We start from the raw sequence: 24,854 nt of genomic DNA, 5'->3' as shown, positions 1-24,854 counted from the left end.
CGGCTTATGCGTGCTAGTCATGTCAACGGCCTCCCATGTTCCGACCCTTGCTTTTCCAATAAGCAGGCCATTGCCCGATCCCCACCACCAAAAACCTTGCTTGCTTGCGCGAATGGCGCTTCGCGTCTTGCGGTTCCTTTGCAATCCAATATTCACATTGCTCATGAACGAGCATGCCCGCCGCCTGCTGCCGCCAATGGCCGCGCTCCACAGCTTCATGGCGGCCGCGCGCCACGGCAGCTTCTCCCGGGCCGCGTCCGAGATCGGCCTGACACAAGGCGCGGTCAGCCGTCAGATCGCGACCCTGGAGGACTGGCTGCAGACGCAGCTGTTCCAACGCAACGGCCGCCGGGTGCAACTCAGCGAAGCAGGCCGCGCCTATGCCGATGCGATCGGGCCGGCGCTCGCGGCGATCCGCCTCGCCACCGCGCGCGCGCTGGCGGAGCCTGCCGAAACCACGTTGCGCATCGCGACCTTGCCTACCTTCGGCATGCGCTGGCTGGGACCGAGGCTCGGCCGCCTCACACGCGACCTGCCCGATCTGGTGATCGAGTTCGCCGCGCGCAGCCATGAATTCGATTTCGCCGATGAGGGCTTTGATGCCGCGATCCATTATGGCCTGCCAAGCTGGCCAGGCGCGCAGCACGACCTGCTGTTCCGCGAGCGCGCCATCCCGGTGATCGCGCCGGCGCTGCTGCGCGAACACCCGGTGCGCACCCCAGCCGATCTCCTGCATTTCCCGTTGCTCGCTCAAGCCGCTCGGCGCGATGCGTGGCGCCAATGGTTCCGCCATATGGACGTGCCCGCCGGTCAGATGATCCCCGGCCCGGTGGTCGAGCATTTCCTGATGCTTGCCCAGGCCGCAGTCGCAGGCACTGGCGCGGCGCTGCTGCCAAGCTTCATGGTCGAACCCGAGCTGGAGGCCGGGACGCTGGTGTGCCCCTTCGACGAAGCGGTGGTCGGCGAGAATGCCTATTACCTCGTCCATCCCGCCGGCCAGCGCGAGCGCCCGCAGTTCGAACGCCTGCGTGCCTGGATCCTTGCGGAGGCCACTGCGCAGCGCTGAAAGGGTGCGGCTAGTACGCAGTTCCAGCTGCCAGCGCGAAGTTCGAAGCCTGGACCGCTGGCGAGCTCGGCCATCCGCATCGCACCCCGGCAGCCCTTAGCCATCCCTCGCTTTTCCTGTAAGCTGTCCATGCCATGCAGCCGGAGCCATCTTCGTCGGAAATACTCGCTCCCGAGCGTCGAATAGTCACGATCCTGGCAGCGGATATTGCCAACTCGACGCAGCATATCGTGGACTGCGACCCCGAGGACGCCCTGCTGCTCTTCGACCATTGGTTCGAGCATTTCCGCGAAACCGTCGAACGGAGCGGCGGCAAGCTGGTGAGTTACGAAGGCGATGGCGGCATCGCGGTCTTCGGATGGCCGACCCCGCTCGAGGACCACGCCGATCGTGCCTGCGCGGCGGCATGGGATCTCCAGATCGTTCCCGAGCGCCGGCTAGGCCCCGGCGGCCAGCCGATCCGCTTTCGCGTCGGCGTGCATTCAGGCCTCGCCGCCGTGCGCCGCGTCGATCGCGACGGCAATTTGCATCTGAACACCGTCGGCGCGACGGTGAATATTGCCGCCAAGCTGCAACAGGCCGCGCAAGGCGGCAATATCCTGGTGAGCGCGCAGACGGCGAAGCTTTGCCGCATGCGGCTTGCCCTGGCCCCCGAGGAGGCGACGGAGGCACTGCGGACGATCGGTTCGCTTCCCTACAAGCTCGAAGCGCGGCCGGAGAACAGGCGGACAACCGACATCGCCCAGCGCTACCGGCTGCCCATCGTCGGCCGCCACGCCGAAGTCGCGCTTCTCGCGGCTGCGCTGCCGCGAAACGGGCAGCCGAGCCGCTCGATCGCGCTGGTGGGCGAACCGGGCATCGGCAAGAGCCGCCTGGCGTTCGCTGCCGTCGCGGACGCAATCGCGCTCGGCATCCGGCACATGATCTTCTTCGGCGATGCGCAGCGGCGAACCACGCCCTTTGCCGCAGCCCGTCACCTTGTCGAAAGCCTGCTCGATGCTGCGCTTCAACCTTCCAGCCGCAATCTGCGCGATACGCTCGCCGCGCTTTCACTCGACACAGACGATATCGCGGCGCTTGAAGCCGCCCTTGCCTCTCATTCATCGGAGCTTGGCAAGCAGTCCGCGGCGCTGAACCAGAACCAGCTCGCGCGAGCCTTCGTCAACGCCTTCTGCGCGCTGGCGCTCGACCGGCCAGCGATCCTGCTGGTCGAGGATCTGCAATATGTCGATCCGGAAAGCAGGCTGTTCCTAAGGCTCCTCGCCTGCGAGCGGACCGGACAGCCGCTGTTTCTGCTCATGACCGGCAGGCCCGAGGCGCGCGCGGATGCCGACAAGATAGCGGACAGTATCATCGTCGTCGAACCGATGCCGGCGGCCGACATGGCGAGCCTGGGGCGGCGGCTATGGGCGGGGCGTCGCGATACCGAAACGATGCTCGAACATTTCGTCGCGCGCGCGGAAGGCATACCCTTCGTCCTCGAGGAACTGGTTCGATCGGTCGAGAACCGGCCGGCCACGCCACCGCTGGCGCTGCCGCCCAGCGTCGAATCCGTCATACATGCCCGGCTGGAGCGGCTTCCACCCGGCGGCAAGGCGCTTGCACAGGCGCTGAGCCTGCTTGGCGAGAATGTGGATATCGGGTTCGTCGCCGCAGTGATGGGGGTCGAGGAGGAAGCGCTGCAAGGCGATCTCGACGCCCTCGAACGCTTCGCGTTCATCCACCCGCCGTCACAACGGTCGACCCATTTGCGCCACCATATCATTGCCGAAGCATGCGCGAACACTATCGGACGCCATCGGCGCAGACGGCTTCATGCCGCCGCCGTCAGCGCGCTTCTATCCCGCCATTCCGATCTGGCGGGGCGATACGAACAACTCGCCATTCATGCCGAGGGTGCGGGCGACGATATCGCTGCGCTCGACTATCTCTGGAGGGCCGGTCTCGAGGCGCGGCGCAGTTCGGCGGCAGCGTCGCTCGATCTGATCTTCGATCGCGCACTGGAGGTCATCGGCCGCATCGGCGACGCCGCCGAGGAGAAATATGCCGACTTCGTCCTGATGGCCTTCGCCTCGATGGTGCAGCTCGGCGAGTTCGACAAGGTCAATCTGCATCTACCGCGGGTGATGGATCTGGTGCGACGGTTCGACCGCCCGGCGCTGATCTCCAGTACGCTCTCCCAGCTCGGCATGATCTGCTGGTTCGAGGGACGCTACGAAGAAGGACTGCGGGCGACCGAAGAAGGGATCGCCATCGCGCGCATTCTGGAATCGCCGGCGCTGATCTTCTCCAATCAGATCATGCAGTCGAACATCCTGCACGGCATGGGCGAAGTGCACCGCGCGATCGCCGAGGAGCGTGCGCTGTGCGACATGCTGACCGGCGAGCTGGAAACCGCGCGCCTCGGTGCCGCGGGTATCCCGAGCGCCACGGCACTGGCATTCATGAGCTGGTTCCTGGTCGATGTCGGACAGCTGGATGAGGGGCTGGGTTTCGCCGAACGCGCCCTTGCCATCGCGATGCGCGAGCGGGATGCCTATTCGGAAGCACTCGCACGTAATGCACTCGGCCGGAACCTGCTTCTTCTCGGGCGTAACGCGGAATCAGCGGCGTGCCTGGCCGTTGCGCGCGCGATCAGCGAGCGCAACGGCTATGACGCGATCCGGCCCAATCTGGCGGGCCGCTCGGCGGCGGCGCTATCGCGGATCGGCCGGACGCGGGAAGCGATCGAGATCGTCGAGGAGTGCCTGCGTCTGGGGCTGCACGAGCGGACCGGGCAGCTTGAGGTGTATAATCTCCATATCGGCCATGCGGAGGCGCTCTATCGGAGCGGCAGGACCGATGAAGGGCTGGAGAAACTTGCCGAGGCGCTGGACGTCGCGCGCCGCACAAACAGCCCATGCCTGATCGTTGACGGACTCGGCCTTCGTGCCCGGTTGCTCGAGGAAAGCGTTCCCGGCGATCCGCGTATCGCGGCGGATCTGGCTGAGCGCGATGCGATCTGCGCCCGCCATGGCCTGGTCGCCGTCCCGGCTTTCCTGCCCAACGGCGATGCTACGACGTCAGCCGCGTGAAGCGCGCGAGCAACCCGATGGTGACCCCGGCAAGCTTCTGGGGCTCCCCCGCCCGCCCGGCGACGCGGCGAAGACCGGTCAGTCGGCTGCATGCACGAATGCATTCCTGAAGGACCGGCATCGCGACCCGATTGCGGCCCCAGCAATCCTTGTGGCTGCCGGGAATGCCGAACAGCAGGTAATCCCCGATTTTGCGGGCAGGCGCGTCGCCGACCCCCGCCCCCTTGAGCGAGAAGCGCGTCGGATCGGGGAATTTTCTCGGATCCATGTTCGCCGCCGCGATCAGCGCGGCGACCGAGTCCCCCGCGGCGATCCCGAGCTCTCGCGACCAATCGGTATCCGCTTCGCAATGGCGCATCCGCACCGGAAGATTGGGGTTGAGCCGCTCAGCCTCGTAGATCAACGCCTCGATCGCGGCATTGTCCAGGCGGGGCAGTGCCGGGAGTGCGATCCGCAAGTTGAGCAGGCTGGTCATCACCGACGCGAAGGTCAGCGGAATCACCGCCAGCGTCGAGCCGAGGATCTCGATCAGGATCATCGAGACGTCCTGATAGTATAGCTTCCGCCAATCCTCTCCCGCCGGCACATGCTTGTAGAGGTCCTGAACCTCGTGGAGCGCTTCGTTCGCGACAAAGGCACCCACCAGCGTTCCGGCAGCCGCGGCAGGGCGACTGCGCACCTCGGCAAGCCGGGCATCGATATGGATCAGCATCTCAGACCCGGCCTGTCGTGACAGCGCGTGCAGGGTAGCCTGATTCTGGAGGTTACCGATGAGATCGACCACCATCACCGCGGTCCAGACCTGCATGGTGGTAAGTCCCGGATCGGCCGTCCGCTCGCCCTTGAACGCGGCGAGCCAGTCGGCAGGCAGGTCGCCCACATGCTGGCGAGCGAACGGCAGTGCGAGACCGAGCTCGGTCACCCATGACGGGCCAGGCATGCCGAACAGATCGGTGACGACGCCATAGGCCGCCTGAGTCGCGATGTCGGCGACCAGATCGATCCGGCGAGCATGCGCCGTCCGCCGCAGCGCCGCGTCGAGCCTGACCCGCGCGATGTCGCGCAACGCGGCATCGATCCCACCGGTCTGGCCGTAGTGCTGCGCGAGCGTGTTCCAGGCGTGGTCGAGGATCGGCTTCAGCCGATGCCGCGCCGGACAGGTCGGACCAGTCTCATCGGTGCCGATCAGCATGTCGCTGCCGCGGGTGATCCGCTGGCTCGCCTCGTGATAGGCGCGGACGGAAAACTCGACCGTGTCACCGGCGACCCGGTTGCTCAGGATTCGGGTGACGTCGTCATGACGGCCGACGAAGCTGACGACCCTGCCGTTTCCAGGCGTCGCGACGCGCACCGCGCGCTTTGGCGTGGCGAGCACGGTCCGTGCATAGGTCTTGATACGGCTCTCGCTGTACAGAGAGGGCGTGACTGCATCGCCCATGCTGTAGCCGCCATAGGGAAGCTGGCTGGACGGAACCGCGAAGGTCTCGCCTTCGGCGATCCCCTTCAGCGCCTCGATCCCCGGCAGAAAGAAATAGTCGCCCCCCTTCGTGTAGACGAAGCGCGGAATGTCCGTGACAGGCGCTGTTGCACTCGCTTCGAAGAAACGGTCGGCCCTCGTGCCGCCATTCGCGCCGGTCAGCGGGCAGCGGTCGAGCCCCGCCTGGCCCAGGAATTCGCCGCTATTGATCCAGTCCGCCTGGATCACCTCGAACTGCAGGTCGATCCGCGCATTGGCGGCGACAAACAGCATCCCGCGCTTCTCGCCATCCCCCGCGGAATTCTCGGGCAGCAGAGGACCGCCATAGCTGATGCCGCGCCGAAGGATACGATGCCGCCGCACATCGTTGCGCCCCCCGATGTCGCGCGGATTGGAGCGGCGAACATGCGCGCCCAGCGGACAGCGTCTGCCGTCCGGATCATCGGCCGCATAGCGGAAATCATTGAGCGTACCCTCCGCATCGGCATCGACATGCGGCTGGTGCCAAGGGGCAGCGACGAGCGATGCGCCATTCTTCCACCGGCCGACCATCTGGGCACCGAGCGCGTCCTGCGCCTGTGGATCGCCGGGCCGCTGACGGCCGAGATACGATCGGAAGCCCGGGACATCCTGTTCAAGCTTCCGGAACACGAGGAAGGTCGATCCACGGCGGAGCACCGGGTGGACGGGCAACGCATGCTCTTCGCCATCCTCGTCGCGCTGATCGAGGAAGATCTCGCCAGGCGCGACGGGCGTCCAGCTCGGCAGCCGCGACGCCGTCCCGCCGCCTGGCAGCGTATCGCCAAGGCCGAGATCGACGAAGGGCTGGCTGAGATTGTCGCGATAGCCGAAATGCTCCGTTCGCGGCGTCTGGCGCGCCGACGAATCCAGCAGCGCGGCCTGATCGTCAGCATGCTGATGCGGATCCTGCCCCAGCTCGATATGGACGATTTCCAGCCCGACCGACCGGAACAGGACGCCGATCAACTCGCGCAGTTGCTCCTTCGCGTCGTCCGTGGCGTCATTGAAGGCGCGGGCTTCGGCGCGCAGCTTCTTCCAGAATGCCTCTGACGTGGGATAGGCATGGGTACCAAAGCCTCCGGTAAAATAGCCGTGCACGCTCTTCAGGCCGAGCTCGCCTTCCCAATATTCCGGCGCGCTCGGGCCGGTATCCCTCAGCCGCCGGGCGCGCGCGGCCATTCCTTCCTTGAAGGCGTCCGGAAAGGAGGCGAGCGTGTTCGCATCGAACCGGAGCGCCTGAAGCCCGGAATGAGTGAAGGCGAAGCTGATCGGCATCCGATCGGCATTGTCGGCATCGCCAGCCAGCGCCTTCTGATCGGCCTCGCTACGGATCGCCGGCGGCAGGCCCCTGCCCGGCTCGAACGCCGGAGCGCCCGCGCGAAGGAACTCGTAGAAAAGCAGCGGCGGCAGGACCGGACCGGCCGCGTCGTCCGCGTCGTCCGCGGCGACCGCCTTGAACTGCTCCTCCGCGCGTTCGACGAGGTGGGCATAGCCCGCTTCGGTCATGAAGCCGCGCAATAGGTCGAGAAGCATTGCGGCGCTGGCATGCACCGCGCCGGGCGAGGCATCGAGGCCAGCTGGCAGTGGCATTTCCGCCTCGCCATCAGCCATCGCGGCGACCGCCATCCCGGCCTGGATCGCTTCGCCGAAGCCGGCGAGGGTCGCCCGCATCGGTTCCGCGTCCTTCGACACCAGTGCCTTGAGCCAATTGCGGAATGCCTCCGCCGGCGCAGCCTCTGCTTCGGGATCGGCAAGTGCGGCGTTCAGCACGCCCGGATGCGCGAGGTCGATCCGGAGCTTCTCCTGCGGCCCCATCTCACCAGCGACGCCCTCCGCGCTATCATGAAGCGCAAGAATACGCTCACGAGTGGCCGCGAGCTCGTTCTCGCTCATGATCCGGAAAAAGACGAACAGCGCCCAGCTCCGTGTCCGCTGGTGGTCGCCGCCGGTCTTTGGCGCGCGAAGCAAGCTCGCCTGGACATTCGCGCGCGTTGCCGCGACGGAATCCGGTACTGGATCAGTCCTGTCCAAATCTAGCTCCCATCCGAAGTGCTGCGAGGACGATAGACCCCGCCTGGCGACGGGAAGTCGCGGGCATATTGCTGATTCTCGCGCAGAAACTCGTCGAACAGTTCGTCCATCGACCGCACGGTCGGGCCATGCGGAGAACGCACGCGAGCGACGAACTGGTCGAAGCGGCGCTTGAATGCCTCGAGCTGCTTGAGCCTCGCGACGGACAGGTCCGCGTAGGGCGCGTAGAACAGATCGGTGTTGATCTGATAGCGCCGGATCCATTGCCAGAACTGCTCGAACCGCCTTGTGCCGGGATAGTCTTCGCAATTGCGGAAGACCTTGTCGAAATCCGAATTCAGGATGCGCGCGATGTCGCGCATATAGACCTTGAGGTCGCCGTCGAACTCGACGAGGGTCAGTATCCAGGACCGGAACTCAGGCACAGGGACCGGCGCGCTGGTGGTGGCGACTTCACGGAAATCGTCGATCGGCCGCGGAATCCGCCGGCCGGCCGCATCGGCAAGCCCGGCGCCATCCTCCTCGTAAGACAATCCGGCGACACTCTCGGAATAGACTAGCCTGAATTATTCACCGCGGTGGGGGTGAAGGGTTGGCGGGAGTGGCGTAAGCGTTTGCTTTGCAGTAGGAAAATGGGTGTCTAGACCAGTCCTGCAGCGAGGCAAAAAATGCCACAGGCCACACCCGCCGAGAGCGAGGATAACGCGCTTGGATTTTCGTTTCCAGCCATTGGCGGCAAAAAGCTCACAGCCGCGTTCGACGGTGGCCGGCTGACCTCGGATGGCGGTGTGCTGCTGCTGGCGCAGGCCGAGCGCGCGATGGGGATCTGCCGTCGGCTTGCGGCTTGCATTGCCGACCCGCGCGATCCTGCGCGGGTGATCCATCGCCTCGATGACATCCTGCGTGCCCGCACGTTCGCGATCGCCTGCGGCTATGAGGATGCCGATGATCTCGATGCCCTGCGCGACGATCCAGGCTTCCGCCTGGCGCTGGGCAAGTTGCCGGGATCAGGTGCCGGGCTTGCGAGCCAACCGACGATGAGCAGGTGGGAGAATGCACCGACCACGCGTGAGTTGGCCAGGATGATGGGTGCGATGATCGACATCTACTGCGCCAGCTATCCCGCCCCGCCGGCGGCGGTGACGCTGGACATCGATGATACCTGCGATGTCGTCCACGGCTACCAGCAGTTGTCGTTCTGGAATGGTCATCACGGTGAGCGCTGCTTCCTGCCGATCCACGTCTACGACACTGCGACCGGCCGCCCGGTGGCGATGCTGCTGCGGACCGGCAAGACGCCGTCGGGCGCCGAAGCTGCCGGCCACATCCGGCGCCTGGTGCGCCATATCCGCCGGCACTGGCCCGATACCCACATCACCATCCGTGGTGACGGGCACTATGGGCGGCCCGAGGTCATGGCGTTCTGCGAGGCGCACCGCGTCGATTACGTGTTCGGCTTGCCAACCAACGCCGCGCTGCGTGCCGATCCGGTCATCGTCGCGGCCGCCGATGCCTGCGCGGTCAAGCGCGCTCAGCGCCAATACCCCGTCCTGCGCAACTATGCCGAGACCCGCTACGGCGCCAAAAGCTGGAAGTGTCGGCGCCGCGTCGTCGCCCGGATCGAGGCCAGCACGCTGGGTATGGACATCCGCTATGTCGTTACCTCGCTTCAGGACGGATCGGCCGAGCATATCTACGACACGCTCTACTGCGCGCGCGGCCAGGCCGAGAACCTGATCAAGCGCCACAAGTCGCAGCTCGCCAGCGATCGCACTTCGTGCCGCTCAGCCAATGCCAACCAGATGCGCCTCATTCTGCACACCGCCGCCTACTGGCTGATGTGGCGCATCCAGCAGGCCATTCCCAAGGCCACCGCGCTGGCCGCTGCCGAGTTCGCGACCCTGCGCCTGCGGCTGCTCAAGGTCGCTGCCCGCGTCATCGAAAGCGCCTCGCGTATCCGCATTGCCTTCGCTTCAGCCTGCCCGGATGCCAGCGTGTTCAAAGACATCGCCACCAGCTTCCGGCCAACTCCTACATAGCCAGCGCGGCAGCGCCGCCCAGACCCCGAGCCCTCGTCCTTCAACCCTGAAAAGCCCATCGCTCCTGACACGGTGAAAAACACCGCCGATGGCGCTCGCCCAGGTCAAACCGCTATCGGCTGAACACAATCAGAACAGCCCAAAATCCCGGCCTCGTGAATAGGAGAGGCTAGATACTGTTCGGGGCGCAGGATGATCATCCGTCCGAAATGGATCGTCGGAACCTTGTCGAGTTCCGAGGGCAGCCCCTGCTGAAGGCGCTGGGTGATGTTCGCGATCGTTGCGCGCAGCGCTTCTTCGAAGGTGGCGGTCTCGCCGGGCACGCAGCCCTTGCGGATCGGCGCGAGGACCGCGATTTCCGATACATTGCCCGTCCGCCTGGACGCCGCCCATTGGATGGGGCCCCGGGCAAGATCGTTCGTCGCAGGAACTTCCGCCTGTGAATCCGGCATGCTGTACCACCCCCCGGTCGCCGTGGATCAGACTTGCACGATGAGGGTGGAATCACAACAGGCAGCAGACCCATTCAGGAAACAAAACAGACCGGACCTTCAAAGAACAGCTCAAGACAAGCCCTTGCAAGACTCATGAGGCGTCGGTCACCACCACCCTGAATCACCCGCGGGATCGTGCAGAGCGGCCGAGACGACTTCCTCCAATCCGGCGAGATCGAGAAATTCGAGGCGCCTGCGGCCTGCGCGGATGATCTTCCGTTCCGCTAGAATGGCAAGTTCGCGCGTTACCGCTTCGCGGTGGGAGCCGATCCGGTTCGCCAGCTCCGCATGGGTCGGGGCGCTCGCGCTGTCGCCGTCACGCGATCTGGCGAGCCGAAGCAGTTCGCAATGGAGACGGGTGCGGACGTTGAGCGCGCTCAGCTCGAACACACGATCGGTGAGGCTGCGGACCTGCTCGGTCAGCCGGCGGATGAGCCAGTCCGCAGCATCGGGATGGCTTCGGATCATCGCGCGAAAGGCCTCTGGCGGGATGGCGAGCAGGCGGCCGTCGGTCACCGCGACGATGCCGACCGATCGCGCGGCGCCGTCGATCGCCGAAAGTTCACCGAACAGCTGTCCTTCGGTCAGTTCGCGCATCGAGACTTCGCGCCCGTCGACCGAATAGCGTACGACGTTGAAGCGTCCCTCCTGAACGACGAACACGTCGCCCGAGGGTTCGTTGCGCGCGACCACCGCCTGCCCCTTGCGCACCCGTATCGTGCCGGAACGGGCAAGCAGGTCGCGGCGCGCCTCCGCGCTCAAGATTCCGAGCAATCCGCGCCGTTCGCCCTGTTGCATCGCAGCCCCCGCCGGACACGAATAAACAGCAGTGGTCCGGGCAAGGCAATGGCGATCGGACGCCGAAGCACCCTTCCCCGGATCCCGAACGTGCGAAAAATCACAGAAGCTGTGTGTGCAGGCTCACCGCGCGCCGCAACGATGGCCGCTATCCCGTTTGAAGAACGCAAGCGGGGGCCGATTGCCGTGATCAAAGCCATCTTCTTCGATGCGAAAGACACGCTGGGTTATGTCGACCGACCGGGTCATCTGGTGACCTACAAGCCGTCGACCCAGACGCTGCTGGAAACCGTGGGCGGCACGCTCGGCTGCCGGATCGGCATCATCACCAACCTGCCGAAGAACGTCGACAGCGCCGCGGGGCTGAAGATGATCACCGATGCCGGGATCGCCGGGTTCCTCGACCCGGCCGGCTTCATCACCAACCATGATGCCGGGGCGGACAAGCCGAGCGCCGAGATCTACCGCTATGCGGCGGCGAAGCTTGGGCTCGTGCCCGAGGAATGCCTGTTCGTCGGCGAAAACTTCCTTGAGGTGCTCGGCGCACGCGCGGCGGGGATGCAGGCCGAGCTCAAGCCCTGCCCGCCCGGCCGCGAATTCCTGACCAAGGACATTGCCGCACGCCCCTCAACCGAAACGGACAGCGGGCGGCTGGCCGAACAGATCATGGAGGAGGATCACCTGATCGGTCGGCGGCTGGTCATGGCCTCCGCCGCGATCTCCAAGAAGATCGGCGCGGGCGAGGCACCGCCGCTGCGCGCGATGGGGCTGCTCGTCTTCCTGCTCCACGAATTCATCGACCGCTATCACCACAGTGTCGAGGAGCGGGTGCTGCTGCCGCTCGCCTTCGCCAACGGCTTTCCCGAAGCGGACGCCGCCTATGTTTATGCCGACCACGATGCCGGGCGGAAGTTGTTCGCCACGATGCGCGACACGCTCGCGCGGATCCGTGCAGGCGATATCGCCGCGACCGCCCTGTTCCGCGAGGCGCTGGACGATTTCGTCGCGCTCTACCGCGAGCATGCGCGCCGCGAGAATGACGAGACGCTGCCGGGGATCGGCAAGCACCTGAACGGCCATTCGGACGCAGTGATCGTCGAACTGATGGAGCGGTTCGGCCCGGGCGACCTTGGCCCCTGGCTGATGCTGATCGCCGACCTCGAACAGGAACTGCAACCGCAAAGCGGAGGAAACGGGATGCCCGACATCAAGACCGTGGCCGTCATGGCCTATCATCGCTGCGGCGAGCAGGACACGCTCGTCCCCTATGAGATCCTGAAGCACGCCACGATGGTGCTCGCCGAACAGGGCAAGCAGCTTCGCGTCCGGCTGCTGCGGGTCGCCGAGCCCGATCCCGAGGTCGTCGAGATGCAGATGGGGACGCGCGTCTTCACCGACGGCGCGGTCGAGCCTGAAGACCTGTTCGACCTGCTGTTCGTCCCCGGCGGGCTGGGCAGCGGCGAGGCGAGCAAGGACGAGCGGCTGCTCGACATCGTCCGCAAGCATCATGCCGCCGGCAAGGTCGTCGGCACCAACTGCTCGGGCATCTCCATCCTGCATCGTGCCGGGATCATCGGCGACACACCGGTCACCTGCGCCGCAACGGTCTCACGCCGGCTCAAGGAGGAAGGCGCGAACGTCCTCCAGCCACGCACCATGTGGGCGGGCCAGGTCGACGGAAAGATCTGGACCTCCGCCGGGGGAAGCGGCGTGCATGGCAGCACCATAGCGATGATCGCCAACTATTTCGGCCGCGACGTCGGCCAGTATCTCGGCATGGGCTGGGATACCTACCCGGCGCTCGGCGAGCAGATCTTCGAGGAGCGCGGCCCGCAATATCTGAGCTTCCCGGCACTCGAGGCCGGAATCCAGGACGCGCTCGAGGACATATTGCTGCCGCGCCGCGCGCCGGCCGTGGCGGGCTGACCGTCATGGCCTGGGACATCGAATTCCGCCTGCCCGAGACGCGCTACTTCACCGATGCGGAGCGGGCGCAACTGGCGGTGCTGTTCAGCGCGATCCAGCCGCGCGACGCGGCACGCGGAATCCCCGGGGCGGGCGACTGCGGCGCGGTCGATTACCTCGACCGGCTGCTGGAGATGGACCCAGCCGGTCCGGTCAAGCTGCACGAGGACCTGGCAAGCTGGCAGGCTGGTTATCACGACTGGCTCGCCGCGCTTGATGCCGCGGCGACCGCGCGGTTCGGAACGCCGCTCGCGCAACTCGGCGCGGACGACGCCACCGCGCTGATCGACCTGCTCGAGCGCGGGGAACTCGCGCGAATGGGCAGCGCCGCGGATCAGAGACGGCTGTTCGACACGCTCTGGCGCCACTGCCTCCAGGGCTGCTGGGCCGACCCGCGATGGGGCGGGAACCGCAACCGGATCATGTGGCGCTGGCTCGGCTATCTCGGCGACGCCGAGAAGCTCGAGCTGGTCTGAAGGGGGAAGCGAATCATGCCGACCATCGACAAGCCCGATGTCATCATCGTCGGCAGCGGCGCCGGCGGATCGACGGCCGCGCGCGCGCTGACCCAGCGCGGGTTCAGTGTCCTTGTCCTTGAGCGCGGCGGGCCGAGCAATGCAGAGGATTTCATCCCGCTCGACGAGCTCCACTTCCTCGATCACAAGGCCATGGTCCCGTCGCGCCGCGACGATCCGATGCTCTACATCGATACGTCAAAGCCGGATGCGACGCCGGTATCCAGCGAGCGCTGGTGGATCACCAACATGGTCGGCGGATCGACCAACCAGTGGGAAGCCAATCTTCCGCGCTACACGCAGGAGGACTTCTCGGTCACCCAGTATCTGCGCGACATCCCCGGCGATGTCAGCATGATCGACTGGCCGTGGACCTACCAGCAGTTCCAGCCCTATTTCGAACGGGCCGAATGGGACTGGGGCGTGTCCGGCCAGGCGCGGCAATCGCCCGCGCAGGAGCCGATGCGCGCGGGGTATGACTATCCGATGCCGCCGATCCGCGAGCATGGCTCGTCCTCCTTCCTCCGCTTCATCTTCAACAAGGCGGGGATGTTTCCCTATCGCAGTCCGCGCGGGATCAACTCGCGGACCAACGACAGCCGCCCCGGCTGTCCCTTCTGCGGCTTCTGCCAGGGCTTCGGCTGCGCATCCAACTGCCGGTCGGGCGCCGCCGACACCGTCCTGCGCAAGGCGCTGGCTTCGGGCCTGTGCGAGCTCCGCACCGGGCACAATGTCCTGCGCCTGCTTCACGAGCCGGCGCCGGGCAGCGAGCGCGGCCATCGCGTGACGGGGGTGGAATATGTGACCGAACCGGGCGGCGCGCCGACCACGCTCACGGCGCCGATCGTCATCGTCTCGATCCAGGCGATCGAATCCGCGCGGCTCTATCTGCTGTCAGGCCTGCCCAATCCCAACGGGCTGGCCGGACGCTATCTCACCTATCACACCAAGGGCGACCTCGAATTCACCTTCCCCAACCAGCCGGTCTGGGGATCGATGGACCCGACCTATCCCTATCAGCCGAGCACTTCGCTCGGCAGCCTTCAGCTCCGCGACCTGTACGTCATCAACGACAGCAATTCGCCGCTGAGCAAAGGCGGTAAATTCTCCATCTACGATCCGATCACGATCAATCCGCCGCTGAAGGCGCTGTACCGGACCGGTATGCCCGAAAAGGGATCGCGCCTTTGGGGGCGGCATCTGCAAGAACGGCTGATCGAGCTGCGCGAGAATGGCGGCGTCTCCTTCTCGTTCACCGGCGAGACGATGTCCAAATACGACAATCGCGTCGAGCTGGCCGACGGCCTGGGCGGGCGCCCGCTCAAGACCGATCCCTATGGGCAGCCGGTCGCGCTGACCTACTACCAGCACCACCCCTATGACCTTGCGCTCAGCGCCTATGCGCTGGATCGCGTCGCCAATATCGTCGGCAATGCCGGCGGTGAGCTGCGCGTCAACCGGCCCCAGACGCTCGCCAACCCCGGCTATGGCCACAACCACGGATCGCTGCGCGCCGGAACCGATCGGGGCGCATCTGTGCTCGACGCCAACTGCCAGGCCCACGAGGTCGAGGGGCTCTACGTCATCGACGCCGCCTTCATGCCAACGGCGGGGGCCAGCAACCCGTCGCTGACGATGATCGCCAACGCCTATCGCGTCTGCGACAACATCCCCGAGCCCGCGCAGCGGACCCGCGTCGGCGCGGAAGGCGGTGCGGCATGACCGCCCGACTCTGCCATGTCGTCGTCTACCGGCTTGTCGAAAACCTCGATCCGGATCGGCTGACGCAGGTCGAAGCCCAGTTCGAAGCGCTGCCCGGCGAAATTCCAGAAGTCCTCGGCATCGAGGCAGGTCGCAATGTCAGCCCGTCGCGGCTGGCGCGCGGTTGGGATTTCGGCGCCGTCATGACCTTTACCGGAGCAGCGGAGCGCGACCGCTTCCTCAGCCATCCGGCGCATGACCGGCTGACCGAAGCGACCGCCAACGGCTTCTTCCGCGAGGCGATGGTGTTCGACCTGCCGATCGGCAGCACCGTGCTTTCGGGGATGAGGTGATGGTCACGCTCCGCACCCATCTGGAGACTTATCTCGCCGGGTGGCGAGACGATCTCAACCCTGCCTGGCGGAGCCTGTTCGGTGAGGTCGAACCCGATTTCGGCGCGGTCCCGCTGGAGCTGACCTATGACGCGGAGCATCCGGTGATCCCGCCGCTTCGCTCCCGCCCCCTCCCGGGCGCCCCTGCCGGCGCGCATATCTTCCGCGCGTTCGATGGCGTCGTTCCCGATGCGGTTCGCGTGGTGCTGATCGGGCAGGATCCCTACCCTCGCGCGTCGCGGGCCACTGGCCGCGCGTTCGAGGACGGGGCGCTGGCCGGCTGGCAAGCGTCGGTCGCGATCAGCCTGCAACGGCTGATGCAATCGGCAACGGCACTGCGCTACGGCGAGCCCGATTTCGCGCGAACGCCGGGCGACTGGCAGCGGGTCCGCGCGGCCGCTGCGGCGGGCGACATCTCCCTCGAGCCGCTCGGCGCCTATTTCGACCGGCTTCAGGCTGGCGGCGTGCTGTTCGTCAACGCCGGCTGGACGCTGACGCGTTTCGTCCCCGGCGGGGGCGAAGAGCAGAAGGCGCATATCGCGATGTGGCGGCCGCTGATGCGCCGCCTGCTCCAGGAGCTCGCCGAGCGGCCGGGGCGTCCGACGGTGTTCCTGCTGCTCGGCGGGTTTGCGAAGAAGCTGTTCGCGGAAAGCGGCGTCCAGGCCCGTGCCGAAGCTGGCGGCTACGCCGATCGCATCGCATCCGTCGTCCACCCCCACCCCAATACCGTCGGCCCGAACGGATATCTGGCCAAGGGCAATCCGCTCGAACGCGTGAACGTGGCGCTCGCCAGGCTCGGCGCGCCGGCGGTGGCGTGGTGAAGGAGGCGACACGATGAGGATCATCGCTCTGGGCGGAAACCGCCTCCATGCTCCCGCCAACAGTCTCGCCGCGCTGACCAGCGCCTATACGGGCGGCGCCGATGCGCTGTTGATCGGCGTGAAACAGACCGCCGACGGCGTGCTGGTGCCGGCGGACGACGATCACGTTCCCGGCTCCACCGCCCTGATCTCGACGAGCAGCTTCGCCGATCTTCAGGCCCATGATTTCTCGGCAGGCTGGTTGCCCCGGCACACCCCGGCGGGAAGCTTTCACTATTGCGATCCCGCGGTGCCCGCCCGGCGGCTCAGGCTTCCCCGGCTCGACGACGTCATCGACGCCCTGCCGCGCGACGTCACGCTATTGCTCGACGCGGGTACGGCAGCAGAGCCGAGCCTCGCGCTCTGCGAGAGTCGCGGACGACTGAACGCGGTGATGCTGATCGGTGACTCTCCGGCACGGCTAGCCGATGCGCGGGCGCGCCGCCCGGCACTCCGTACCGCGTTCTGGTCGGACGATACCAACGTCGTCGCAGACGATGCCGATCTGCTGCTGCTGCGCGCCGCACTGCTGCACGACGGCAATGACTGGACCCGTGTCGGCACCGATCTGCGCGACCGACAGTCCGCGGGCGAATGGCCGATGGGGATCTGTGCCGTGCTCGACGATCATGGCGCCGATGCCGCGACCCTCGACGCGCTGGCGGGCGCCGCCTGGATCTGGGGGGTCTGCACCGGATCGACCTTCGATGTCGAACGACTGCGCCCGTCCTACGTCCACACTTCATCCGACTTCGCGGGACGCGAGATCGATCGGCGTCAGTTCGCGCTCGGCTATGCCAAAGCGAACCGCTTCGCGAACGTGCATTGCGATGACGGGGTCCATGTCGAGATCGCGCACTATGCCGGTCCGATGCCGGGTGGTGGCGGATCGGCGATCGAACGCCGGCTCGATCGGCTCGAATGGGACCTGATCAACGTCGCGAGGGAATGGCCCTTCTATTCGGGCGGCGGGGTTGGGGTGGTGCGGGGGATTGGTGACGATTTTGCGGCGGAAGTCGCGTACCGCGTCGCGCGCGTCGGGCAGGCGACGACGCTGGAGATGGCGATCACCAATGTCGATCCGGGCGCCCACCGGGCCGCTCCGCCGCAGAGTTTCCGCGACAAGGACAGCTTCTACGACCCGCATGGCGCGCCGCCCTATGTCGGCGTGGAGCATGACGAGGATGACGGGTTCCGGATCAACTGGAACCTCGGCTCCGAATATGACAGCAACCAGTATGGCCGGCCGGTGTCCGAAGGGCGCACGCCGCATGGCGGCCGCCTGCGCCTCGAGCGCCGCGGCGCATTCCACGCCGCCTATTATCGCGACCCCGTCGACGCTCAGGACAATCCGGTCTCGCCACGCGACTGGGTCTGCGTCGGCGTCATCGCCAACGAGAGCCTGAACCGCACCGTCCATCTGCGCTGCGTCGGCAAGCGCTGGCGCCAGGAGAAGGAATCGGACCCGTCCCAGTACGAGCCGATCCTGCCCAACCATTTCACCTTCCGCGACCTGCGGATCACCTGTTTTCCACCGGCCCAAGGGGGGTAGATCATGCCACAACCGCAACGTCCCGACTTCGCGCGCGAGATCATCGACTTCGGACTCGACGACAGCGACTTCAGCCCGGCACCGCTGGCGGCGACACCGTTCCTCGACCTCGGCCTGCCCTGGCCCGCCGGCGCCCGCCCGGTGCCCGAACCCTGGGGCCCCGGCGAGATGCCCCAGCCCGGTGACGAACTGCCCGAAGCCGATGTGCTGGTGGTCACCTGGACCGTGGCCGAGCATGAAGCGCTCGCCGATGTGCTGACCCCCGGCTTCGGCCGCAACAGCTGGGCGCGCTACGCCCGCCGTTTCCAGGACCATTACGAGCCGCAGATCCGCGACGGTGCACCCTCGCGCAAGGTCCGGCGGCTCGGTTCCTATTTCCGCACCACCATCGCAGGCAAAAGGATCCTGTGCTTCAAATCCGAGCTGCACCTGAACCAGGACGGCAAACGGACCGCTCCGGGCAAGGCGACGCTGCCGGTCCGGGACCTGTTCGAGCAGATGATCGACGAGGTGAAGCCGTCGCTGGTGATCACCGTCGGCACCGCGGGCGCAACCTTCGCCCCGGACGACACGCTGTCGGTGGGCGGCATGAACTGCCCGCCGCACGAGCTTGGCGACGTGGTGATCACGCGCGGCGCGAAGTTCCGGCTCAGCCGCGAGTTCGCCCAGGAGGATTTCGCGCACGATGCGTATCGCTGCGACACCTTCACGATCCCGACCGCGCGGCTCGCAGCGGCACGCACCTTGCTGGCGCACCATGCCGACAAGCTGGTCGAGCCCGGCTTCGGACCGCCGCACACCAAATATGACTGGCCGCAGGGCGGCTCCCTGCCGGGATTTGCCAATACGCCCGATTTCAAGATCGACGGCGTCGATTTCCCGGCCTTCCATCCGATCCTGACGACCGACTTCTTCGAGTTCGGCACCTCGACCAACCGGCTGTGGGAACAGGGTTGCGGGGTGGAAATGGGCGATGCCGTGCTTGGCCTGGTGGTCGAGACGCGCAAGGCGGAAGGCCGGCCGGCGCCCGACTGGCTCGTCATCCGCAACGCATCGGACCCGCAGATCAACGGGCGCCTGCCCAACCGCGAGACCCCCGGCATCCCGCCGGAGCTGCGCCGCAGCCTGGACATGCAGGCGCATTGGGCGGTCTGGTACTATGAGACCTATGGCTATTGGACGAGCGTGAACAGCGCGATCGCCGTGTGGGCGATGGTCGCCTGACATGCCCGCCAACCGCACCCTTCCGGTCGAGGTCGAACTGGCGCTGGAGGTGATGCCGTGCCAGGCGATGCGGCGCACCTATGACGGCGCCGGTGCACCGCATCCCTGCGCGCATTTCGGCCAATGGGGTGCGTTCCACAGCTATGACTATCGCGACACCGGCGCGCCCGCCCAACCGGGCGTGGTCCAGCAAAGCGTCTATGCCGGCAAGCGGCCGCTGGTTCCCGAGATCCTGAGCGGATGCCGCAAGGCGCCGATCCTCGCGGTCGGCATCAATCCGAATCTGCCGGGATGGACCAACGGATCGCGCAACGCCGTCCACCCCTATTTCGAGGATTATCTTCAGTACGCGCATCACTTCCGCTGGCGCGCGACCGAGAAGCTGCGGATCCCGATGGCAGCGTTCGACGCGCTGCGGGGCGATCGCGCCGACGGTCCCTATGAGACGCGCGGCCTGACGCGCGAGGGCGAGGACATTCCGGTCGAGCCAGCACCGGTCACCATGTACCATGGCTATCAGTCGCTGCTCGATGCGCTGGCGCAGCGGATGGGCTGGACCGGTCACGAGCTCACCGTCGGCGAGGACATCGCCTACGCCAATATGGTGGCGTGCGGATCGGCGCGCTGGACCACCCGGCCCGTGGCCGGCAATCCGCCGATGCCGGTGATGGGCGAGGCCGGCGCGCGCGGGATCGTCAAGGAGTGTTTCCACGACCGGCGCTATTTCCTGCGCCAGATGCTGCAGACGCTGCCCCGCGTCGTCATCGTCTTCAGCCAGACCACGGCCGACGCCTTCGTCATCGCGATGCGCGACCATTTCACCCAGGGCGACCCGCGCCCCGGCGAACCGATCGCCGAGCTGCTCAAGCGCGAGATCCGCCTGCGGTTCGGCCGGACCGCGACGGGCGAGGAGCTCGACGCACGTATCGTCTTTTCCCCCCACGCCTCGGCGCGGCAGGACGAGTTCGCGCAAGCGCGCGACGCCATCGTCGATCATCTGGCGGCAGAGGTCCACGCCGGAAGGCTCGCACTCAACCCATCCACCGGCCATCTGACGCGCCCGCGCGGCGGCTGCCTGTTCTGCGACAACGCGCTCTACCGGATCGGAGACTGTGCCTATCGCGCCGAATTGCAGCCGCTCGCCGGTGCCGCGATCGGCGCCATGGCCGATTCCGGCACGCCCGATCCGCTGGCCGAGCGTGCCGAACATCAGCGGCTGCTGGCCGCCTTCACCCAAGGGGAGCGCAAGATGTCCGACACCAGCGAGATCATGGCGTTCGACGATGCGGCGCGCGATGCGCCGAGACTGGCCCTGCGCGGCAAGATCGTTCCGATGTCAGGGCCACCGGTCGAACGCGGAACCGTCTATCTGCACCGCGGATCGATCATCGACGTCCGTGACGCCGATGCGCCGCCGCCGGCCGGGTTCGAGGGCGTGACGCCGGTCGATACCGGCGGGGTGATCTATCCGGGTCTCGCCGATCTCCACAACCATCTGGCCTATAACGCGCTGAGCCTGTGGTGGCCCGATCCAAAGTCGACCAACCGGTCGCAATGGCTGCGCAAGCCGGGCTACAAGCGTGCCGTTGGCATGCCGATGGAAGTCGTCGCCAACCGCCAGGATCTGGTGAAGGCGCTGATCCGCTACGTCGAAGTGAAATTGCTGCTGGGCGGAGTTACCTCCGGCCAGGGGATGAAGAGCAAGTACAGGCACAGCGACAAGCTCTATCCCGGCCTCGTCCGCAATTTCGAAGCCTCAGACGACGTGGACCTGCCACCGATCGGCCACGCCATCCTGGACCTCAAGGATCAGCCGGAAGCGATCGAGAAGTTCCGCACATCGCTTTCGCGCGGCCGCCAATTCTTCTTCCATCTTTCCGAAGGCGTGGACGCCAACGCACATCGCCAGTTTCAGCTGCTGGCGGACAATAACCTGATCCGGCCGACACTGGTCGGCGTGCACAGCCTGGGCCTGAACACGCCCGACTATGCCACGCTCGCCGCCGCCGGCGCATCGGTCGTCTGGTCGCCCTTCAGCAACGCCGTGCTTTATGGCCAGACCCTCGACGTCGCCGCGATGACAGCATCGGGGGTGCGGTTCGCGCTGGGAAGCGACTGGACGCCATCAGGCAGCCGCAACATCCTGCAGGAGATCAAGATCGCTTCGCTGACCGCGGCGGCGCAGGGCGCCCCGATCGCCGACGAGCAGCTGGCGCGGGCGATCACCATGGACGCATTCGCGATCGCGGGCTGGGGCGACCGGCTGGGTCAGATCCGCCCGGGCTATCACGCCGATCTGACGATCCTCGATCCGATCGATCCCGACCCTTACGCCAACCTGCTGCGCGCCAACGAAGCCAATGTGCGCATGGTGGTGATCGCCGGCCACCCCCGCTATGGCGACCGCGCGCTGATGGCGGCGGCGGGGTTCGACGGGCCGCGAACCGAAGCGCTCCCCGTCGGCGGCCGCGAGCGACTGCTCAACCTCGACCACCCATCCTCCCCGCTCAATCACATCAGCTTCGCGGCCGCGCGTGACGCGCTAGCGGCGGCGTTTGCCGACCTGCCGGCTGCGCGCGACGCCACGGTGTTCGAGCCGTTCGACGACGGCGCTGCACTCGACCTCGAGCTCGATCTTCAGCCGCCGGAGCCCGAATGGGGCGAGATCGAGGAACTGGCCGACGTCACCCTCCCGGATTCGGTGCCGTTCGACGCCGCCACGGTGATCAACGACCCGGATTACTGGACGGTGTTCGATTCGATTCCGCACCTTCCCGCCTTTCTCAAGGGGCCGGGAGGGTTGCGGCGTTTCTACGCATAGGAGAGTCCGATGCAGCTCACCGCCCTTCCGATGACCGAAGGCGAACGCCGGACCGCGATCGACATTCTCGGCGAGGACACGATCGAGAACGGGCCCTATCTGACCGCCGAGGCGGACGAACCGGCGATGGAGGCGCTGCGCGCTGCCGGCATCCTGTTCACCGCGGAGCCGGTACCGGAGGCCGTTGCCGAAACCGGCGCGGAGGCGATCGACGCCATGCTCGATGAGGCTGCCGATCCGGCATCCTATGGTAGCGGGGTGCAGATCGAGAGCATCGACGGCGGCGGCGCGGCAGCAGCGGCAGTAGCGGAGGATAGCACCCCCGAGGAGCTTTGGATCGCGACCGTGGCAGGACCGCTGACCGCCGAGCGGCAGGCCTGGATCGAAGACCAGGGCCTGACCCTGGGATCGCGGATCGGGAAGTCCCGCTTCTCCGTCAACGCGCGCCGCGAGCGCATCAGATCGGCGGACGCCGATGCCGACTGGCTGAGCTTCGGCCGCTACGGGCTTCGGGAAACCGTGGGTCGCCGGCTGGCGGGCGCGGTCGAGGTCACGCTGGCCGGAGGCGGCCTGATGAAGAGCGCCGATGCGCCCGAAGGCATGGCCGATATCGCGGCCGCCGAAGGGCCCGCGCTCTACGATGTCCGCTGCACCGATGTCGCGAGGCTGGCCTCGCTCGCGGCGCAGCTCGAGCTCGATCCGCGCGTCGAGCGGGTCGAACGCGGCAGCGACCGGCTGCGCTATCATGTAACCGCCGGCCCGGAGGCGGAGGCCGCGCTGCTCGCGGACATGGGCCGCGACGGCACGGTGGAACTGGTCGAGCGCTATGTGCCGCCCGAGCCGATGCTGAGCTATGCGCTTGCCGCGCTGGTCGGCAACAGCGTGCCGCTCGCCACTCCCCTGCCCTGGCAGGGCACGGGCGAGACGATCGGCATCGCCGATTCCGGGATCGATGCCGCCCATCCCGATTTCGGGAACCGCGTGACCGTCGTCCTGCGCGAAACCCCGCTCTCTTCGCGGGACCCCAAGGGCCATGGCACGCATGTCGCGTCGATCGCGGCGGGGAGCGGCGCGGCGAGCGGCGGGTTGCTGAGCGGTGCCGCGCCCGCCGCCCGCCTGTTCGTGCAGAGCATCGCCGACGAGACCCTGACCTATCGCTTCGGCATCGGACTGACCGATATGCTGCAGGAGGCCTATGCGGCGGACGTACGCATCCAGAACTATTCCTGGGGCGCCTATGTCGGCGGCCGCTACACGCTCGACACGCTCGATATCGACGCGTTCGTCCATGCGCACCCCGACCTGCTCGTGGTCATCGCCGGGGGGAATGACGGCGATCAGGACATCGACGATCCGGTCGGCCGGAACCGGCTGGGATCGCTCGCCTCACCGGCGGGCGCGAAGAATGCGCTGACCGTCGGCGCATGCTGTTCGCCACGCCCGGACGGGCCCTATGCCGCCCGGCAATGGCGCCACTATGACGGGCGGCGCGCACCCACGCGTCCGGCAATGGCCGACCTGGACCTGACGGGCGACGCCGATATCGTCGCGGCGCTATCTTCGCGCGGGCCGTCCGACGACGGGCGGGTCAAGCCGGACCTGGTCGCGCCGGGTGTCGGCATCCTTGCCGCGCGGAGCCATGATTCCGGAACGCCGGTCCATCCCTACCCCCAGGACCCCGCCCGCTACCAATATATGTCGGGCACCAGCATGGCGGCACCGCTGGTCGCAGGTGCGGCGGCGGTGGTGCGCGAATATTACCGCACGCAGCGGGCGCAGGCTCGCCCTTCGGCGGCGCTGCTCAAGGCGACGCTGATCAACGGCACCGAATGGATCGATCGGGCACCGTTCACCGACGACCGGATCGGCAAGCCCAATTTCCACCAGGGCTATGGCCGGCTGAACCTTGCTCGCGCAATTCCGTTCGACGCCGGTGCCGGTTTCACGCTGGCCTTCACCGATATCGACAATGCGTCGCCACAGGCGCTGATCGCCGGGAACATGAGCCGTGCGGTCTTCATCCGGCAGCTCACGCTCCCGAAGTCCGGTCCGCTCTCGGTCACCATGGCCTGGACCGACCCTCCGGCACGGTTCATCCAGCACAATCTCGATCTGGTGCTGATCGCTCCGGACGGCACCAAATATGTCGGCAATCACGGCCTCAACCGGCTGCCGTTCGAGCAGTTCGATCGCGCCAACAATGTCGAGCAGGTGCGTGTTGCGGACGCCGCCGCGGGCGACTGGACGATCAGCGTGACCGCCCAGAACACCTTCCGGGGCCCTCAGGGCTTTGCGCTGGCAGCGACGGTGCCGGCCTGACGAAAGGACGCATCATGCGCAGCCAACTCAGCGTGACGCTCGAAGATGCCCAGGCGATCATTGCCGCGGCCTGCGCCAAAGCGCGCGCGGAAGGCTGGCTGGTATCGATCTGCGTCCTGGACGCGGGCGGGCATCTGCTGGCGTTCGAGCGCCTGGACGGCGCGCCGGCGGGGTCGGTCTCCGCCGCACTGGAGAAAGGGCGCACGGCGTTTCTCTTCCGTGCGCCGACGCGTGCCCTGGAGGAAGCCGTTGCCGGCGGCAGGACGGCGCTGCTGTCGCTCCCCGGCGCGACCCTGCTCGAGGGCGGGCTGCCGCTGATCGCCGGCGACGCGCTGGTCGGCGCGATCGGAGTGTCCGGCGCGAGGGGCCCGCAGGACGGAGAGGTTGCACTGGCGGGTGCCGGTGCGCTGGGGCCAGGCTAAGGCCGGGCGCCTCCACGCGGCGGCAGTTGCAACCACATTCAGCCGGCAACCCGGCGCGTGAACGCACGCGCCGGGGAATGCCC

General features: G+C 66.9%; 17 protein-coding genes. 13 read left to right on the top strand and 4 right to left on the bottom strand.

Annotated features, from left to right (window positions below):
- Positions 1-163 precede the first annotated feature (163 nt).
- Both gcvA and BDW16_RS20395 read left to right on the top strand, forming a co-directional pair.
- Complete coding sequence (gene gcvA, locus BDW16_RS20400; protein WP_066579147.1) at positions 164-1,066, top strand: transcriptional regulator GcvA; 903 nt, start codon at positions 164-166, stop codon at positions 1,064-1,066.
- A gap of 134 nt (positions 1,067-1,200) precedes the next feature.
- Entirely contained in the window at positions 1,201-4,140 is a 2,940-nt protein-coding gene (locus BDW16_RS20395) for an ATP-binding protein (protein ID WP_083954329.1), read from the top strand.
- Here the strand turns inward: BDW16_RS20395 and BDW16_RS20390 are convergent.
- Positions 4,121-7,606, bottom strand: coding sequence for a hypothetical protein (locus BDW16_RS20390; protein WP_066579142.1), 3,486 nt, complete (start codon positions 7,604-7,606; stop codon positions 4,121-4,123). The two genes, BDW16_RS20395 and BDW16_RS20390, sit on opposite strands and share 20 nt — an antisense overlap.
- 65 nt (positions 7,607-7,671) lie before the next feature.
- Positions 7,672-8,202, bottom strand: a complete 531-nt coding sequence (locus BDW16_RS20385) for a hypothetical protein (protein ID WP_100362819.1) — start codon at positions 8,200-8,202, stop codon at positions 7,672-7,674.
- A gap of 135 nt (positions 8,203-8,337) precedes the next feature.
- Between BDW16_RS20385 and BDW16_RS20380 the strand changes: the two genes are divergently transcribed.
- Positions 8,338-9,708, top strand: coding sequence for an IS1380 family transposase (locus BDW16_RS20380; protein ID WP_066582092.1), 1,371 nt, complete (start codon positions 8,338-8,340; stop codon positions 9,706-9,708).
- Between the two features lie 104 nt (positions 9,709-9,812).
- Here BDW16_RS20380 and BDW16_RS21195 read toward each other — a convergent pair whose 3' ends face one another.
- Both BDW16_RS21195 and BDW16_RS20370 read right to left on the bottom strand, forming a co-directional pair.
- Complete coding sequence (locus BDW16_RS21195; RefSeq protein WP_125958850.1) at positions 9,813-10,031, bottom strand: hypothetical protein; 219 nt, start codon at positions 10,029-10,031, stop codon at positions 9,813-9,815.
- Between the two features lie 276 nt (positions 10,032-10,307).
- Positions 10,308-10,964 (bottom strand): Crp/Fnr family transcriptional regulator, encoded by a 657-nt coding sequence (locus BDW16_RS20370; protein ID WP_164519420.1) that lies wholly within the window; start codon positions 10,962-10,964, stop codon positions 10,308-10,310.
- An 84-nt stretch (positions 10,965-11,048) separates the two neighbouring features.
- Here BDW16_RS20370 and BDW16_RS20365 point away from each other — a divergent pair, with 84 nt between their 5' ends.
- From BDW16_RS20365 to BDW16_RS20320, 10 genes are read left to right on the top strand one after another with little or no spacing between them, the layout of a single operon-like run.
- Complete coding sequence (locus BDW16_RS20365) at positions 11,049-12,926, top strand: DJ-1/PfpI family protein (RefSeq protein ID WP_083954481.1); 1,878 nt, start codon at positions 11,049-11,051, stop codon at positions 12,924-12,926.
- 5 nt (positions 12,927-12,931) lie between these two features.
- Complete coding sequence (locus BDW16_RS20360) at positions 12,932-13,441, top strand: gluconate 2-dehydrogenase subunit 3 family protein (RefSeq protein WP_066581836.1); 510 nt, start codon at positions 12,932-12,934, stop codon at positions 13,439-13,441.
- Between the two features lie 15 nt (positions 13,442-13,456).
- Positions 13,457-15,202 carry a GMC oxidoreductase gene (locus tag BDW16_RS20355; protein ID WP_066581839.1) on the top strand — a complete coding sequence of 582 codons (1,746 nt, stop codon included), beginning with the start codon at positions 13,457-13,459 and terminating at the stop codon, positions 15,200-15,202.
- On the top strand, positions 15,199-15,534 hold the full coding sequence (locus tag BDW16_RS20350) for a Dabb family protein (RefSeq protein WP_066581840.1): 336 nt from the start codon (positions 15,199-15,201) through the stop codon (positions 15,532-15,534). Before BDW16_RS20355 ends, BDW16_RS20350 begins: the two co-directional genes overlap by 4 nt.
- Positions 15,534-16,394 carry a uracil-DNA glycosylase family protein gene (locus tag BDW16_RS20345; RefSeq protein ID WP_066581841.1) on the top strand — a complete coding sequence of 287 codons (861 nt, stop codon included), beginning with the start codon at positions 15,534-15,536 and terminating at the stop codon, positions 16,392-16,394. The genes BDW16_RS20350 and BDW16_RS20345 overlap by 1 nt, the downstream gene beginning before the upstream one ends.
- Positions 16,395-16,407: 13 nt before the next feature.
- Positions 16,408-17,985: a glycerophosphodiester phosphodiesterase gene (locus BDW16_RS20340; RefSeq protein WP_066581843.1), complete on the top strand. Its 1,578-nt coding sequence runs from the start codon at positions 16,408-16,410 to the stop codon at positions 17,983-17,985.
- Between the two features lie 3 nt (positions 17,986-17,988).
- Positions 17,989-19,209 (top strand): hypothetical protein, encoded by a 1,221-nt coding sequence (locus BDW16_RS20335; RefSeq protein WP_066581845.1) that lies wholly within the window; start codon positions 17,989-17,991, stop codon positions 19,207-19,209.
- Between the two features lies 1 nt (position 19,210).
- Positions 19,211-22,030, top strand: a complete 2,820-nt coding sequence (locus BDW16_RS20330) for an amidohydrolase family protein (RefSeq protein ID WP_066581853.1) — start codon at positions 19,211-19,213, stop codon at positions 22,028-22,030.
- A 9-nt stretch (positions 22,031-22,039) separates the two neighbouring features.
- Positions 22,040-24,349, top strand: coding sequence for a S8 family serine peptidase (locus BDW16_RS20325; protein ID WP_066581855.1), 2,310 nt, complete (start codon positions 22,040-22,042; stop codon positions 24,347-24,349).
- 14 nt (positions 24,350-24,363) lie between these two features.
- A complete protein-coding gene (locus BDW16_RS20320; RefSeq protein WP_066581858.1) occupies positions 24,364-24,771 on the top strand; it encodes a GlcG/HbpS family heme-binding protein in 408 nt (135 codons plus the stop codon).
- Positions 24,772-24,854: the final 83 nt, after the last annotated feature.

The organism is Sphingomonas koreensis, assembly GCF_002797435.1.
In the GTDB taxonomy this organism is placed as follows: domain Bacteria; phylum Pseudomonadota; class Alphaproteobacteria; order Sphingomonadales; family Sphingomonadaceae; genus Sphingomonas; species Sphingomonas koreensis.
Note: the sequence above shows the minus strand (reverse complement) of the source record. Positions and strands in the feature narration are given on the sequence as shown.